At 64.2% G+C, this 15,431-nt stretch carries 16 protein-coding genes and 1 pseudogene; 8 read left to right on the forward strand and 9 right to left on the reverse strand.

Annotation, left to right across the window (positions count from 1 at the left end):
* Nucleotides 1-50 precede the first annotated feature (50 nt).
* From QP609_RS18325 to lanKC, 4 genes are read right to left on the reverse strand one after another with little or no spacing between them, the layout of a single operon-like run.
* Entirely contained in the window at nucleotides 51-1,265 is a 1,215-nt protein-coding gene (locus tag QP609_RS18325) for an FtsX-like permease family protein (RefSeq protein WP_032958343.1), read from the reverse strand.
* Nucleotides 1,266-1,275: 10 nt separating this feature from the next.
* Entirely contained in the window at nucleotides 1,276-2,601 is a 1,326-nt protein-coding gene (locus QP609_RS18330) for an ABC transporter permease (RefSeq protein WP_049439340.1), read from the reverse strand.
* A gap of 37 nt (nucleotides 2,602-2,638) precedes the next feature.
* On the reverse strand, nucleotides 2,639-4,282 hold the full coding sequence (locus tag QP609_RS18335; protein ID WP_014648531.1) for an ABC transporter ATP-binding protein: 1,644 nt from the start codon (nucleotides 4,280-4,282) through the stop codon (nucleotides 2,639-2,641).
* Nucleotides 4,279-6,999, reverse strand: coding sequence for a class III lanthionine synthetase LanKC (lanKC, locus tag QP609_RS18340; RefSeq protein WP_197621147.1), 2,721 nt, complete (start codon nucleotides 6,997-6,999; stop codon nucleotides 4,279-4,281). Before lanKC ends, QP609_RS18335 begins: the two co-directional genes overlap by 4 nt.
* A 450-nt stretch (nucleotides 7,000-7,449) precedes the next feature.
* On the opposite strand from lanKC, the gene QP609_RS18345 reads away from it, so the two are divergent.
* A complete protein-coding gene (locus tag QP609_RS18345) occupies nucleotides 7,450-7,551 on the forward strand; it encodes a class III lanthipeptide (protein ID WP_014038605.1) in 102 nt (33 codons plus the stop codon).
* 313 nt (nucleotides 7,552-7,864) lie between these two features.
* Complete coding sequence (locus QP609_RS18350) at nucleotides 7,865-8,536, forward strand: response regulator transcription factor (RefSeq protein WP_197621146.1); 672 nt, start codon at nucleotides 7,865-7,867, stop codon at nucleotides 8,534-8,536.
* 91 nt (nucleotides 8,537-8,627) lie between these two features.
* Here QP609_RS18350 and QP609_RS18355 read toward each other — a convergent pair whose 3' ends face one another.
* Both QP609_RS18355 and QP609_RS18360 read right to left on the reverse strand, forming a co-directional pair.
* Nucleotides 8,628-9,080 (reverse strand): PA2169 family four-helix-bundle protein, encoded by a 453-nt coding sequence (locus tag QP609_RS18355; RefSeq protein ID WP_014648535.1) that lies wholly within the window; start codon nucleotides 9,078-9,080, stop codon nucleotides 8,628-8,630.
* Between the two features lie 453 nt (nucleotides 9,081-9,533).
* The gene (locus QP609_RS18360) at nucleotides 9,534-9,770 is read right to left on the reverse strand and encodes an EamA family transporter (protein ID WP_227864594.1); all 237 of its coding nucleotides are present in this window, start codon (nucleotides 9,768-9,770) and stop codon (nucleotides 9,534-9,536) included.
* A 122-nt stretch (nucleotides 9,771-9,892) separates the two neighbouring features.
* Here QP609_RS18360 and QP609_RS18365 point away from each other — a divergent pair.
* Nucleotides 9,893-10,162: pseudogene (locus tag QP609_RS18365) on the forward strand (helix-turn-helix domain-containing protein); the annotation flags it as partial.
* A gap of 86 nt (nucleotides 10,163-10,248) precedes the next feature.
* Complete coding sequence (locus tag QP609_RS18370; protein ID WP_197621145.1) at nucleotides 10,249-10,890, forward strand: glutathione S-transferase family protein; 642 nt, start codon at nucleotides 10,249-10,251, stop codon at nucleotides 10,888-10,890.
* 287 nt (nucleotides 10,891-11,177) lie between these two features.
* Here QP609_RS18370 and QP609_RS18375 read toward each other — a convergent pair whose 3' ends face one another.
* From QP609_RS18375 to QP609_RS18385, 3 genes are all read right to left on the reverse strand, one after another.
* The gene (locus QP609_RS18375; protein ID WP_227864596.1) at nucleotides 11,178-11,801 is read right to left on the reverse strand and encodes a hypothetical protein; all 624 of its coding nucleotides are present in this window, start codon (nucleotides 11,799-11,801) and stop codon (nucleotides 11,178-11,180) included.
* A gap of 165 nt (nucleotides 11,802-11,966) precedes the next feature.
* Nucleotides 11,967-12,374 (reverse strand): hypothetical protein, encoded by a 408-nt coding sequence (locus QP609_RS18380; RefSeq protein WP_014648538.1) that lies wholly within the window; start codon nucleotides 12,372-12,374, stop codon nucleotides 11,967-11,969.
* Between the two features lie 49 nt (nucleotides 12,375-12,423).
* A complete protein-coding gene (locus QP609_RS18385; protein ID WP_197621144.1) occupies nucleotides 12,424-12,843 on the reverse strand; it encodes an H-NS histone family protein in 420 nt (139 codons plus the stop codon).
* Between the two features lie 117 nt (nucleotides 12,844-12,960).
* Here QP609_RS18385 and QP609_RS18390 point away from each other — a divergent pair, with 117 nt between their 5' ends.
* The 4 genes from QP609_RS18390 to QP609_RS18405 all read left to right on the forward strand — a co-directional run bounded on the left by QP609_RS18390 (nucleotide 12,961) and on the right by QP609_RS18405 (nucleotide 15,350).
* The gene (locus QP609_RS18390; protein ID WP_014648540.1) at nucleotides 12,961-13,353 is read left to right on the forward strand and encodes a DoxX family protein; all 393 of its coding nucleotides are present in this window, start codon (nucleotides 12,961-12,963) and stop codon (nucleotides 13,351-13,353) included.
* A 670-nt stretch (nucleotides 13,354-14,023) separates the two neighbouring features.
* Nucleotides 14,024-14,269, forward strand: coding sequence for a hypothetical protein (locus QP609_RS18395; RefSeq protein ID WP_014648541.1), 246 nt, complete (start codon nucleotides 14,024-14,026; stop codon nucleotides 14,267-14,269).
* Nucleotides 14,270-14,360: 91 nt separating this feature from the next.
* Nucleotides 14,361-14,612, forward strand: coding sequence for a hypothetical protein (locus QP609_RS18400; RefSeq protein ID WP_014648542.1), 252 nt, complete (start codon nucleotides 14,361-14,363; stop codon nucleotides 14,610-14,612).
* Nucleotides 14,613-14,852: 240 nt separating this feature from the next.
* Nucleotides 14,853-15,350, forward strand: coding sequence for a fasciclin domain-containing protein (locus QP609_RS18405; protein ID WP_229767405.1), 498 nt, complete (start codon nucleotides 14,853-14,855; stop codon nucleotides 15,348-15,350).
* The last annotated feature ends 81 nt before the right edge of the window (nucleotides 15,351-15,431 follow it).

Raw genomic sequence — 15,431 nt, forward strand, 5'->3', positions numbered from 1 at the left:
AATTCTCGCTTGCAGATGGAAGCAGCGACCGGCCAAGGCCGCTGCGGGACTCACAACGAACGGATGGCCGATACCGGCGCGATGGCCGCGGCACGCAGCGCCGGCAGCAGTACCGCCGCCTGGCCCAGCAGCAGCAGGATCACCGCACTCACCGGCAGGTACAGCAGTGGCAGGCGCGGCAGTTCGTAGAAGCGCATCAGGGTCAGGTTCATCGCGTAGGCCAGCAGAGCCCCGGCCGCGATGCCGATGGAGACAATCAGCAGGTTCTCGATCTGGAAATAGCGCATCACATCGGTGCGCGTGGCCCCCAGCGCGCGGCGGATGCCGATCTGCTTGCGACGTTGCTCCACCCAGTAACTGGCCAGTCCGACAATGCCCAGGGCAGTGGCAGCCAGCAGTGCGATGATGACACCGCCCAGCAGCCCCATCATGACCCGGTCACCTTCGAAATGCCGCTCGCGCAGTTCGGAGATCCGCCGGCTGCCCTCGACATCGAACACCACGTCCGGCGCGACACGGCGGATTGCCTGCTGCGCATCGCGCATTACGCGGTTCATGTCGCCGGCCTCGGCGCGCACCAGATAGCGGCCGGTCAGGCGCGGCCCCTGCGATGCGGGCACGATCACCGACCAGTCCGAGCCCTTGGCTTCACCGCGGCCGGGGCGGGATACGGCCATGTGCTCGACCACGCCGATCACCCGCAGCCGGGTGTCCATCGCCCACAGGCTCTTGCCCACGGCGTTTTCGCCGGGCCAGTAGCGTTGGGCCAGCTCCTGGGTGACCAGCGCCGGGGGATTGGCCGGCACCAGTTCATCGGTCGGTGCGAACTCGTCCGCACCGGGCATGCGCCCCCCCACCAGGTGCAACTGCAGCGCGTCCAGGGCCACGGCATCGGCCAGGTAGAAATCCAGAACACCGCCGGGCACCTGCTGGTCCTCGTCCAGGTTGACGCCGGCGCGTATGCCCGGGCTGCCGAACGGCATGGCACTGACCAGCCCGGCCGCCGTCACGCCGCTCAGCCCCCGCAATGCACCAACGACCCGCGCGTTGACATCGTTGGCGCGCTCGGCATCGATGCCGTCGAGCTGGATCACCCCCAGCCGTGACTCGTCCAGGCCACTGACCAGCTGCATTGCAGCGTTCCGCTCGATCATCAGGAAGATCGCGTTGCACAGCACGGCGCAGGCCAATGCGATCTCCATCGCGATGAGGAAGGTCGCCAGGCGGTGCCGGCGCAGGGCCGAAAGTACGATGCCGATCTGCATGGTGGTTCCTCTACAGAAGCTTCAGTTGGGCGATGGGCTGGACCGCACTGGCACGGATCGCGGGAATCAGGCTCGCCAGCAGGCTGGCCAGCACCGACAGCGCCAGGGTGAACAGCAGCATGGTGGTATCAAGCCGCGCCAGGTCCGCATAGGCCACCGGCTGGCTGCGCACCGCGCTCAGGCCGAGCCAGGTCAGCAACAGGCCCAGCGTGCCACCCAGTGCCCCCACCAGCGCGGCCTCGACCACGCACTGCAGGAAGATCGCCGCGCGGCTTGCGCCCAGTGCGCGACGCAAGCCGATCTCGCCGCTGTAGCGCAGGAACTTCGCCAGCAGCAGACCGACCACATTGGCAATGCAGATCCCGAGGAAGGCGAAGGCCAGGATGGCCTGCAGCTTCACGTCGCTGGGTACCACCTGGTTGAAGTCGAGCCACTGCATCAATGAGCGCAGCCGCGTGTTGTCGGCGTGGCTGATCCGGCCCAGGGCCTTCTGCTCAGCGGCATAGTTCTGCAGGAACCGCTGATAGGCGGCCACCTTGGCGGCGCTGTCCAGCTTGACCCACAGGTGTACCCAGACACACGGCGCGGTCTGCAGCCGGCCGCGCTCCTCCGGCGTGGACCAGCAGGTGAACGGCACGAAGTCGCCGTCATTGATCTCCAGGCTGGAGGTCAGCGGCATGAACAGATCATCGGCCGAGGCGAAGAAGCCCGACGTGTTGCCGCCGCTGAAGCGGCCGCCCCGCACCTTGTAGAACAGCGGCGAGGGTCGCCAGGGCGCGAGCACGCCCACGATGCGCATCGCGGTGTCCTTGACCCGCAGTGTCTGCCCCACACTGTCGCCCCCACCGAACATCTGCTCGTTGAGCTCCGACGAGATCACCACCACACGTGCGCGCGCGTCATCCTCCTCGCGCGACCACCAGCGTCCATGCGCCAGCGGCACCGCGAACATCGTCGCGAAGTCGGTGGTGGTGGAGATCGATGAGCGGATGACCGGTGGCGCGCTGCCCTGATCGGGCCGCAGCTTGACCGGATTGGCAACCACCAGTGTCTGCTGGTCCGCGCGCCCGGACGACCACAGGTCGAAGGCCGAGCGATAGTCCAGCACGTCGTACGGCTCGCGGCCCTTCGAGTTCGGATTGGCATCCAGCTGGGGGTAGTAGAGGTCACCGCTGCGCCCGGGCAAGGGATCGCCGGACAGCAGGTAGACCACGGTCAAGGTGGTCATGCTGGCCCCAATGCCCACCGCGATGGCCAGCACCATCAGGGCGGTGATGGCCTTGCTCCGCAGTGTATTGTGCAGCGCCACCTGCGCGCAGTAGACCAGTCTGCGCATGCCCGCACCCTTTTCTGCACCCTGTATCGACTTCATGTCATGCCTCTCCCCGGACGTGCACGGGCGTGACCCGTGCCGGTTGCCACATGGACCTGCCAAGTTCGTGTACGTGATCGAATCGGGCGCGGTAGGCCTCGGCGCCGTGCATGATCATCACCAGCATGCGGCCATGGCTGCGTGCGAAGATCGCGTCCATCGCAATCTCGCGGCTGGCCGTATCGAGGTTGGCGACCGGCTCATCAAGAATGTAGAGGTCGGCATCCTCGCCCAGCACCATCGCCAGGGCGATCTTCTGCTGCTGCCCTGCCGACAGGGTTTCCGGCAGGCTGTCGGCGATCCCGTCGCCGTCCATCCCCAGTCGCGCCAGCAGCACCGGATCGGCGCCGAGGTCGCGCACCTTCAGCGGAGGGAACTGCAGAGGAAGCGTGATGGCGCGGATACGCGCCGGTCGCAGCAGCTGGCCGGCGACGGGCTGGAAGTACCCGGCCAGGACGTTGGCCAGGGTCGTCTTGCCGCTGCCATTGTCGCCAATCACCAGTGCACGTTCACCGGGTGAAAGGGCCAGGGTGAAATCCGAAAACACGGGAGTGGCGCCGTACCCGTAGCCGATCGACGTCGCCAGCAGACCACCCTCGATGTGCGTGGCCGACGCCGCGGCTGCCGGCGCGGTCATGAACTCCGCCACCCGCACCACCACCACACCGTGGCTGTGCATCTCGGCAATGTTCTTGAAGATGCCGATGAGCGTCGTGGCTGAGCGCCAGAAGGCGTTCATGAAGGCGATGAACGAACCCAGTGTCATCTGTTGGCGGAACACGAACAGTGCGCCGACGAAGATCGAGCAGACATCCGAGATCACCATCGTCAGGTCGCTCGCACCCTGCAGGGTCCTCACCACCCTGAAGCGCTGGTAGGTCGAATCCAGCACCTCGCGCAGGCTGCGGTCATGGGCCTGCACCGTCCTGGGGCCCAGGCCGAACGTACAGACCATCTTGAAGGCAGACACGGCCCGGGTCAGCAAAGAAACCAGTTCGGCCTCGCGGTCACGCTCCACCACGGTCAGCTCGCGGATGCGTCGGCCGACCAGCACGCTGACCGTGGTGGCGATGGGAATGATGGCCATCAGCACCAGGAACGCACGCCAGGAGATGATCAGCAGGGCTGCGATCAAGGCGACGAATGTCACCGCCTGGGTCAGGGTGGTGCGTGCGACCGACAGCATCGGCACCACGCCATCCTTCACGTCCGAGCGGATCCGCGCCACATAGTAGCCAGCCCCCTTCTGCACCACCTCGTCATAACTGCGGCCATAGTAGGCGGTCAGCAACGAGGTCCCGATCCGCTCCACGATGCGGTTATCCACGCGCTGCTGCCACAGCGCGCAGCTGTAGTTGCCCAGGTTGGTCACCAGGCACAGCAGCAGATATGCACCGGTAAGCAGCAGGAAGCGATTGAAATCCTGCCGGCTGGCGGCCTCGTCGAAGATCGCGCGGATCAGCAGCGGATGCAGCAGCCCGCCCAGTCCGCCGAACATCGCGGTGGTGGCGGCCACCGCAAGGTAGCGCCCGCGGAGGGGGCCGAGCAGGATCGCGAAGCTGGCGAGGATGGCGCGCACACTGTGCCGCTGCGCGGTCTGCTCGCGCTGAAGTGGCTGTCCGGCCGGGTGCGGGCGCGCATTCATGCAACCGCCGCCTGCCCCACCCCGGCTCCGTCCACTTCCCGTACCACCGCGCCATGCACATCGAGTGCATCCAGGAAGAACTCATCCGGCGCCAGCGTGTCGTACCGATGCAGGGCGCGGATCACTCCGGCGATGCCGGTACCGTGGTCGAAGGAAATGCGGAACAGATTCTCGCCCGGCACCGCCGCCATTCCCTCCTCCTCCTCGAACAGATACAGATCGACGATGCCCTGGTACGGTCGCTCCGCCATCTGCAGGTACCTAGGGTCACCGGAGTAGAGATGGGCGTCGACAAACACATCCAGCATGCCCGACAGGCCATACAACAGGCCGCAGAAGCCGGAATACTTGCGATGGAAGTCATCCACCAGCCGATTCACGTCCTGCCACAGGCCGTAACGGATCGCGACCTTGGCGATGCCCGCAGTCCCCTGCTCCAGATAGGGTTCATAGGTGTTGACCTCTTCCGGTGAGCTGGGGAAGGTGGTCACTCCGGTCTCCAGCTCGAAGCCGTAGGAGAGATCGTGTCGCAGTGCCTGCTCGCCAAGCACGCGCCATGCCGGATCACCACTGAGCTGCGACAGCCTCAGCAGGAACAGCGCCACCCCGGCCTGGCCGTAACCCATGCCGATGCGGACGCCACCTTCGTCCTGCCAGTAGGCACCCCGCTCTCCGTGGTGGACGGTGTCTGCAAGCCGCCGCGCCAGCGACAGCGCCCTGTCGAGATGCCCGGGCAGGCCGGTCGCGTGATGCATGGCCAGGTGCGCCATTCCGATACCCGCCATGCCGTGATAGAGCGAGTGATGCGCATGCAACAGGTCACTGCTGTCAGCGCTGTCGAGCAGGCTGCGGGCCAGTTCCACCTCGCCACGCAGCAGCGCCGACCAGGCGATGCCGGCAAGGCCGGTGAGGAACCCCGGCGGTAGCGATGTGCGATCCAGGGCCTGCAGCTCCTGCGCATAGCGCTCCATCACCGCCGGCGACGGCTGATGACCCACCCCATGGAAGGCGTGGATCACACCGGTCGCCCCCAGACCAAGGCTCATCGTGTTGGTGGAGTGCGAGAACGGGTCAAGTGGGAACAGCGTCCGCTCCGGCTGCAGCCGGCTGTGTGCATCCATGAACGCGAGCAGCCGCCGGATACACTGGCGCGGCGCCGGCAACGGGCGCTGCGGCGACGAGAACGGCGCCTGCAGGGTCGCCGGCTGCTGCAGCAGCTGTGCGGCCTCTTCCAGGCCGATACGGTCGTCCACCAGCGCCTGGATGACCTCGGCCACTGGCGTGTGCTGCCAGCCGATATCCTCCATCATCACCGGCAGCACCTTCTGGAACAGGTCGGTACGGATGTAGGCCATGGCCATCAGCGGGAACAGGCAGTAGAACATCACCACTGCGGTCGCGTAACGGTCATCCCTGAAACAGCTGGCGCGCTTGCGACCCTTCATGATCCGGCGGAATCCGGGCGTGTGGATGTCATCCCACTCATCGCTGCCGTCCAGGAACGCGGCCTCCAGATCGATCAGGCGCACACGCATGTTGCTGCGGTCGACCATGATGTTGGACGGCGAAATGTCACCGATCACCACTCCCACCTTGTGTGCGCGGTCGACCGCGCGAAGCAGACCGGTGAAGATGGTCACGCACATCCCGTAGTAGTCACTACCATCGCGTGCACTGGGACGGGCCTTCATCAGCGGCGAGTGCTTGAGCATCAGCTCGCGAAGATCGAATGCATCCAGGCGCTCTTCCACCAGATAGCTGTTCTCCCAATCGGTGAATGCATCCAGGCAGCGCGGCGAGGCGCCCACCGGGCCCAGCAGTTCCAGATTGCGTCGTTCGCGTGCCAGCCGGCTGGTGGCGTCGAGCCCTTCCCCGTGCATTTCCACATGGGGCCGCGCCTCCTTGATGACCACTTCCTCCCCGGTAACCTGATCCAATGCCAGGTAGACCCCGCCCGTGTTGGAGAACCCAAGCGCGGCCTGCACCTGATAGCGGCCCTCCTTCAACGTCATCTCGCCGGGATCATCCTCGCTGGGGAACGGGTCGGTTTCCCAGGCAGGCACCTCGAAATAGGGATTGCGCAGGTCGGGAACATGGCTGCCGTCGGGCGCGACCAGCATCGGCACCTTCTGGCCGATGAAATCAAGCCGGTACACCTGGCGCATGCCGCCATAGCGGTAATACAGGCAGCGGCAGTCCTTGTAGCGTCGATCGGACAGGATGTACGAGCCATCTTCGTCCTTCAGCGCCCCATGCAGCTGCTCGATGAAGCGCGTGAAGACCGCAAGGTCCAGCGGATAGAGCGTGATGAACTTGCCCGAGCCACCGCGTGGCCAACGCTTGGAGCTCATCATGCGCATCGTGTTCATGTCATTGGCGAACTTGAACTTCACGCGCTCGGCCAGGGCCATCCGGGTGACGGTGCGCAGCAACCGCTGGCAGTTCTCCTGCGTGGCTGAAACGTGGATCTTCCAGCCTTGCGGCGGCAGGTTGCCGGCGACCGGGTCGCCATGCGTCGCCAGGTGCGACCAGACTCCGATGCGATGGATCGTCCACGCCATGCCGGCCGCCTCGATCTCCGCTTCAACGATACTGCGGAAATCTTCGCTGGGCCGGTACTGGTTGTAGCTCAATTCGTAGAACCGCTCGTCGCCCCCCACATAGGCGGCCTTGTCCATGTGGCGTGCTTCACGCAGTGATCGTTGACGCGCTGACATCGTCTCTCCCTGGTCGGTTCCACGGCTCGTTTGCCCGGTGCACACATCCGCGAACGCCTCGCACATGCGCGATGGATGCATTGCGGGCGCTCCAGCCTGCAGGCATCGCAAAATGCGGAATGCGGATTCCCTGCCTGCTTCATTCGTAAGCACGGCGTGAAATCCGCCGGCTATCGCTGCAATGCAGCCGCCCGGAATGTCCCTGCAGATCGATGATTGCCACCGTACCTTGCCGCTACATTGCGCAGGCGATTCTCATTCCACAATTGACTTGACTCATTCCAATCGGCAATGCCATTTTCCATCCGCCACGTATAGACCGGGGTTCTTCAGCAACTGCAACAGGGCTTTGAGATTGCGTGGTGCAATCGCGCAGTGAATCATTTCATTGCGTAACGCGTGGGAGGCACGCATGCCTCCCGATCCCATGTACGACTAAGGAGAGTTGATATGAATCGCGTCCTGAATCTGCAGCGCCTGATGATCGAAAACCAGCAGGAAAACCTGGGCAACAGCTGCAGCAGCTCCGACAGCAACTGCTGCAACGGCTAAGCCTCTCCGGCTTGCCTGAGGTGGTGGTGCGCGCCCACCACCTCGACATCTGCCACAGCGTGATGCACCGCCACGTGGCAGGTCTCCATACGACGTAGAGATCGCTTGGCAGGCAGCCGTCCGCTGCCCGCGCTGCGCGTCCTGCATCTGCCAATGCCAGGACAGGCATCCCGGGGGGGGGATGATCAGCCAGCTGCAGCACGTGCTGCAGCCGTGACCATTGCTCGGCCCCGCTGCGACCTCACCACCATGACGGACGCTACGCAGTGCGCCTGCACGCCCGCCGGATCCAGCAATCAGGAAAAGACGCAGCATGCGCATCCTCGTGGCCATGGACGACGCCGAACTTGCACAGGCGCTTCGCAACGTATTGCAGAGCCGCAACATGCTGGTGGACCTCGTGGCAACCTGGTCACTGGCCAAGGCCGCGGTACAGGCCGTGGAGTACCGCGCCCTCATTCTCGACCGCTGGCTGCCCGAAGGCGATTCACTGAAGCTGGTGCAGATCGTGCGCGGCTTGCGTACCTGGCTGCCCATTCTGCTGTTGGGGCGCCACAACCACGCTGCCGACTGCATCGCTTGCCTGGATGCCGGTGCCGATGACTACCTGCCCACGCCGTTCGAGTTCGACGAACTGGCCGCGCGGCTGCGCGCGATTACCCGGCGCCTCGACGCTGATGTCGGCCACATTCTGAGAATCGGCAATTTCACGTTCGATTTTTCCAACCGCATGGCATTGGTAGGCGGTGCGCCCCTGAGCCTGCCGCGCAGCCAGCTGCTGCTGCTGGAAGCGCTTTGCGCCCGCCAGGGCCGGATCGTCCGCCATGAAGTGCTGAGTGCTGCCGTGCACCTGGCCGGCGCCGACGGCGGTACCACCGTGTTGGATCCGCACGTATCACGCCTGCGCCGTGCCCTGCGCTCGGCCAGTGTCAGCATCGAGTCCAAGCGTGGGCTGGGCTACATGCTGAACGACGACGCGGCCTGATCAAAGGCCATCGGCGCGGGCCGCAAATGCAACAGCCGGGGCGGTAAACCGCCCCGGCTGCCAGTCCCGCTGATTGGGCCGACCGCTGCGGTCAGGCGGCCTTCATTGCGTGCTTTCGCGCACGCATGACGTTGTGGCACTCCTGCACTTCCGGAAGCAGCTGGGTCACTTCCTGGCGCACGGCCGGCGGCAGCTCGTTGTCCTGCAGCACATCCTTGAACGCGCCCAGCAGGCGGTCCTCGGATTCTTCAAGTTCAGCCACGTAGCCATAGTTGGTGTCACCGAAAGCGGCTCGAACCTTGCCGTAGAACTGCTGCATCGAACCGACCACGGTGCCATGTTCGGCCGGCTTGCCACCGCTGGCGGCCACTGAGCCGCTCAACGCCGCCACGATGCGGCCCTTGACGCCAGCGATGCGGGTGAACAGTGCCGACAGCTCGGCATCCTTGACCTTGGTGGCCGCTTCTTCATAGAACGACTTGCCATCGCGGGCGATTTCGATCAGGTCGTTGAGGCGATGTTCGATGGTGGACTGGGTGCTCATGGCGTCGCTCCTGTGTGCTCGAAAGTCAGTGGAGAATGGCAGTGCATCTGCATTGCCTTCGACCCCACTGTGTGCAATCGCGTGTGCCAACCAGGTGAGCACGAATTGATGCACGCATCACCATGCGAAACACCTGCTGACTTCGTCATTTCAAGCATCGTCGGCTTTCACGGAATCTGAGCGCGTTGCACGCGTTACCACGGTGCGGTGACGATGATCAGAGTGACCAGCAGCGCGATTGCCAGGATCACCAGCAGCACGTGCCATTGCTTCCAGGTGGGTCTCGGCTTTCCAGGCGTATTCATCGATGGGCTCCTGCGCAGGCGGGGAATGGGGTTGCCAGACTGAAGCGCAACGGCATCGCACAACGTCGACGTGAGGTGCACGTTTCGTGCAGACCTTGCTGGAATATCGGGCCGCATCGGCCTTCCGCACCCGTGCTTGGCGGCATATTCAGCAAGTACCACACCCGACACCGCCAGCAGGCTGCCACCCAGCACCCCATCCGCTGAGTGACTCACCCAGCAGCATCACCGCCAGTGCGGCGGTCACGATCGGCACCAGGTTGAAGAATCCCGAAACGCGCGCCGCGCCCAAGCGCGAAAGACCGGTCATCCAGCTGAGGGGCGCAAGGATCGATGCACACACCGCAGCGAAACCGAAACAGCCCACCGCGGTCAGGTTGTTCACTCCGGCAGCTGCACCGGCAGCAGGATCAGCGACGCCGCCGTGTCCTGCAGGAACAGTGACTCCAGCACCGTCAGCGGAATCTTCCGGCGCTGCATCAGCACGATGCAGGCGGCAAATGCACGGCCGAATCCGTGGCCGAGATCGCGCAGCGGCCTCACATGAGCGTGCGCACGCTGGAGCGCATGGCGCGCAGTGAACTGGGCATGTCACTCGGCGGCCGGCGTGGGCGTGTGAAGTTCGTGCGCGCCACCGAGGCGCTGTGCACACGCAAGCCGATCAGCCGCATCGCCGGGGAGCTGGGCTATTCAGGCGTCAGCGCGTTTGCCGAAATGTTCAAGCGGCACGCGCAGTGCACGCCCGATCAGTATCGGGAGCAGCATCAGGCCGGGTGAAGGCCCGCATCGAGGGCTGTCGATTTCCCGCCCCGTCGCTCGTCGGAACAGGAAAGGCAGGCCCATCGGCCTGCAGGAGCGCTCCAATGCCACCGATCCTCACCGCCTTCGCCACCTCCCCCGACCGCGGCCAGGGCCTGGCCCGTGACATGCGCGTGCGCTGGGCGCTGGAGGAACTGGCCGTGGCCTATGACGTACAACTGCTCAGTTTCGCCGAGCTGAAGCAGCCCGCGCACCTGGCACGGAATCCGTTCGGGCAGATTCCCACGTGGCAGGAGGGCGACCGGACCCTGTTCGAATCCGGCGCCATCGCCCTGCACCTGGCCGAACAGCACCCCGGCCTGCTGCCGCGCGATCCGGACGCCCGCATGCACGCGATCATGTGGGTGTTCGCTGCGCTGAACACGGTGGAGCCCCCCATCGTCGAGCGCTCCATGGCCTGGGTGCTTGAGCGCGAGCAACCCTGGTACGCGCAACGGCTGCCAATGCTCGATGAGCGGGTCCGGACGCGGCTGGCCCAACTATCGACGTGGTTGGCCAGGACAACGTGGGTGGACGGCGAATTCAGCGTGGGCGACCTGATGATGGTCTCGGTGCTGCTGCGCCTGAAGAGCAGCGGCCTGCTCGACGAGTACCCACAGGTCGCCACCTATGTGGCCCGGGCCACGCAGCGGCCCGCCTACCAGCGTGCGTTTGCTGCGCAGCTGGCGGTTTTCCAGGACGCCTAGCGCTGCGCCTCCTCCCAGGTAACAAGGGGCCAGCAGTCACGCAGGCCCCATGCGTTACTTCAATCGACGCGATCTCCAGTTCAGGTAACCCCGCCAGCCAAAGGGAGCACTAAAAAGCGCAACCGCACCGCACGCCAGCAGGCCGTTGAACATCCAAGGGGTCAGCTCCGGGGAACCTGCCGACATGGATGGAAACACGAACCCGCATAGCAGTGCTCCCACAAAGGAAGTACCGAATATGACCGTGGAACCCAGGCCTGGTGAAACTCGCATCGATCTATTCCTCATCAGTTCCGGTTGCAGGTCACCTTGACCTCGGTCAGCCTGATCGTGCTGGTGCAGGTGACAGACTGATTGCCCGCCCCCGTCACCGGGACACCGATGTTGTTGAGCGCATTGACGAAGCTTCCCATATCGGTGGCATTCCCATTCGGGAATTCGAAGCGATGCGTAACGCCGCCTCGCCCCTCGCTCAACTGTGTAACGCTAAGCGGAATGGAGTTACCGAACCTGTCCTTGTAAAGGAGGGCGTTGGGCTCCCAGCGACGGTTGATCATGCTGTAGTTGTAGGAAGCGGTAGACCCGTCAGCATAGCGGATCTTCTGCGGCGCCCAGACATCGATGCCAAGCGAGTACGCGCCGGAAGCCAGGTAGATGTAAGTCTCGAAACGCTGCCCCAGATGCTGGCTGACCGCATCCCTTCTCTGCGGATTCTGGATGTCATCGTACACATTGGTCGGGTAGCCGGGCTCAGACAGGCTGATCACCGATTGAGCGACTATGCGCTTGAACTGAAGATAGTTGATCGCCGGTTGCTCGACCGGGAGCTCGTCGATGATGACGAAGGGTTCGCAATCCATCGCGCCGGGTTCCATTTTGTCGCAACGGATGCCGCCTTCACGATCACGCATGACGCTGAACTTTCGTGCCATGTTGCCCGATGGATTCAGTATGTAGAGGATCCTGTGCGACGGCATACTTCATGAGCATCGCGCGCCACACCGCGATGTCACTACCGCTTTGAAGGATTGAGAGCGCTTGCCATACCCGGCACTTCTCCCGCAGCGACGACACTGTCAGTGCAACCTGCGCCGGCAGGCGGCCTGCACCAGCATCAGCTGCGCCACCAGGACCAGCATCGCGCAGCCCGACAGCAGCCACGGATCGATGTACCACTGTTCGTTGAAACTGAAGTCGCCGGCGGAAATGCGCTTCCAACCGTTGAAGTGCTGCATCGCCGCCACCACGAACGCGAAGGCGCCCGCGCTGTACGACAGCCAGGGCACCACGATGCCGCCCGGGCGCGCGAACAGCGTCAGCAGGCCCAGCACGCCGATGACCGTGCGCTGCACGCGGCAATATGGGCAGACATAGGCCATCCCGCTCCATTCCACCGCCCAGGCCAGCAGGCTGACCAGCACGGCCGCGGCCGCGGCGGTATACAGCATCGTGGGCGTGATCGTCCTGCCTGCATCGTGTGCCATCCCGTGCTCCTTCGTTCAAAGACCCCGGCAGGGTAGCAGCGTGGCAGGTTCAATCCTTCTTGAAGACCGTGCGCTTGCCGATCGGGCTGCCCTTGCGCGCCGTCGGTCGCGCCAACCCGGGAATCAGGAAGTCGGTGACCTTGTGGCCCTTCTGGATCCTGGAAGCGAGCCAACGCGGCATGCGCCCGCGGCCGGACCAGGTCAGCCGCTTGTATTCCGGGTCTCGGTATTTGGCGGCCACTTTGCCGGTTCTGCGCCGTGCCGGTTTCCGGCTGGGTGCGCCCGCTTCGATGGCTTCATCGCCAAAGAGTTCTTCGAGGGTATATCCCGCTTCCGCCGCGGCGGCTTTCAGCATACGCCGCACCGCGCTGGCAGGACGGCGGTTGGAAATCAGCTGCTTCCGCTGTTCAGCGGCAACCACCAAGGCGCCCAGCTCCCGCAGGCTGAGCGATTCAATATCGATCATCATGCTGGAAAGGTCTACTGCCGCGCGGCGCCTGTCAAGGCGGCTTGCCCCCGCGTAGACACGGGCTTCACTGCGGGTGGGCTCCGATCGCCTTCGTCGGCCATCCCCGAGGACATCCCTGTGAGCACCTCATCGCATTCGCTTGCCTACCTGCTTGCGCGCATCCTGCTGATGGCGCTGTTCCTGGTCTCCGGGCTGGGCAAGCTCGGCGATCTCAGCGGCACCCAGGCCTATATGGAAGCCATGGGCGTGCCCGGCATCCTGCTGTGGCCAACGGTCGCCTTCGAGATCGGCAGTGGCCTGTGCATCCTGCTTGGCTTCCAGACCCGGCTGGTGTCGATCGTGCTGGTGGGCTTCAGCCTGGTCACCGCTTTCATCTTCCACCACAGCTTCGCCGACCAGACCCAGCAGATCATGTTCCTGAAGAACCTGGGGCTGGCCGGTGGGTTCCTGCTGCTGGCCTGCACCGGGGCCGGGCGCTACAGCATCGACGGGCGCGGTCGGCGCGGGTAAGCCTCGATTCGGAGTGTGCACCCGCTAGCGGCGAAGTTCGGCCTCTGGCGCCAGCGTGTGGATCACCTTGCCCTGTGCATGCAGGTACTCGATGGCACCGTAACCCTCGGCCGTGAGGGCCCGGCCAGGTTGAAGGCGCGCGTGTACTGCAGGCCATCGATGATCGGCGCCAGCGTCTTGACCTGGGTGATTCGCCAGCGTCGGACGCGAATGCCCGAACGCATTGCGATGCAGCCAGAACGAAGAACGCACAAGCACTGCGCATCATGCGATCTCCTGTCGGGATCGGAATCAACATCCGCACGCCCAGCATGCCTGTGGTCGACGACCCCGCGCGGTGACACCGGCATGCTGGCGATGGATCGACACCATCCCGTCAACCACGGCCCCCCGACGTCGGCCTTCCCCCTGTGCACGCCGCCGGATACGGAAATGATCCCGGCATGCGGACGGGGACATGCCGACAATGCTCTGGAACACCTTGCGGAAGGCGCTCACGTCGTCGTATCCAACTCTCACTCGCGCGGCGTTGGATTACCTGTCCCGCTGCGAGTCCGCACCGTCACTCGAATTCTTAACTCTTCAGAATTCGACCAAGCCACCTTTGTCCCAGATGGCCCACAAAACAGCATGATGGCGCCCTACGGATTCAGGGATTTCGTTCATCTTCATGCGTGACATCGGACAGTTCTACGTAATCAGCGTCGAGGGAGTGACGCGGGCAGACGGCACCCTGCTGCAGGTCACCCGAATCGATTGCTCCTGCATCAAGTGTTCCTGGCAGTTCAGGGCCATTCCCAACCATGGCCTTGTCGATCTCGACGGTGCGGCTGCCCTCAGTTGCCCAACCTGCGGCAATCACCAGTCAGTCAGCCGCGCACGGCTTGAAGAGCTCAATCGACGCAGCGACGAATAGCCTGCACTTCAACCATCCATCAACACAGCACCGACACGACCGATACCCGGTGGGCCCTATCGTTCGTCAACAAGCACCCCCCGGCATTCCCATGAGTCATACCGGCATTTTTCAGATCACCGATCTCACCTACAAGGCTGGGGAGCAGGGCGACCTGGCCCGCGCACTGCAGATCGTCGCCACCTGCACCGCCTGCGGATCGACGAGCGTGTGGGACGAGCATGAGATGGAACACGTTGCCGGTGGAACCGTGCTGTCATGCCGTGGCTGTGGTGTCCGCCAGGCCATCAGCAACGCGCGCCTTTCTGGCTGCGCTTCCGACATCCGCCATCCGCGCCGCTGAGCGGCGCGCAGTTCGTACTGCGTAGCCGCCGGCAGGGGCAGTCGTTCACTCGGCTTTTACAACGCTGCGACGTTTCAAGCGACAACGCGCACTGATGCATCTGCCTGCATCCAAGGGCCGCGCCAGCGCGTATGTAGGATGCCCGCGCCTTGCGGGCATCCTATAGAGGAACGCGCCGTGAAAGCCCTTCAGCGGATAGCCGCCACAGTCAGCTTCGCCGTACTCGTCTCAGCCACTTCAATGAGCTTCGCCGCCAGTACCGTGATGGTCGGCGGAGCGGAGATGTATCCCACCAGGACCATCGTCCAGAACGCCATCAACTCCAAGGACCACACGACCCTGGTCGCTGCGGTCAAGGCAGCGGGCCTGGTCGATACCCTCAATGGCGCCGGCCCCTTCACCGTCTTCGCGCCCACCAATGCAGCCTTCAGCAAGCTGCCCGCAGGTACGGTCGATACGCTGGTGAAACCTGAAAACAAGGCACAACTGACCAAGATCCTGACCTACCACGTGGTGCCAGGCAATTACAGTTCAGCGCAGCTGATGGCCGATGCCAGGAAGCACGGCGGCAAGGCCACGCTGAAGACCGTTGAAGGTGAATCCCTCACCGTCGCACTGCATGACGGCAAGCTGTGGGTCATCGATGCCAAGGGCGGCAAGGCGGGGATCAGCATTGCCGACGTCGGCCAGTCCAATGGCGTGATCCACGTGATCGACACGGTGTTGATGCCGAAGTAGTTGCAAGCAGCAGTACGAGCACATGCGCGGCAGCCGCATTGCGGCTGCCGCTGTCGCCTTCCTTGAACCAGAATCGCGGCT

It is taken from the genome of Stenotrophomonas sp. 8(2023), assembly GCF_030345295.1.
GTDB lineage: Bacteria > Pseudomonadota > Gammaproteobacteria > Xanthomonadales > Xanthomonadaceae > Stenotrophomonas > Stenotrophomonas muris.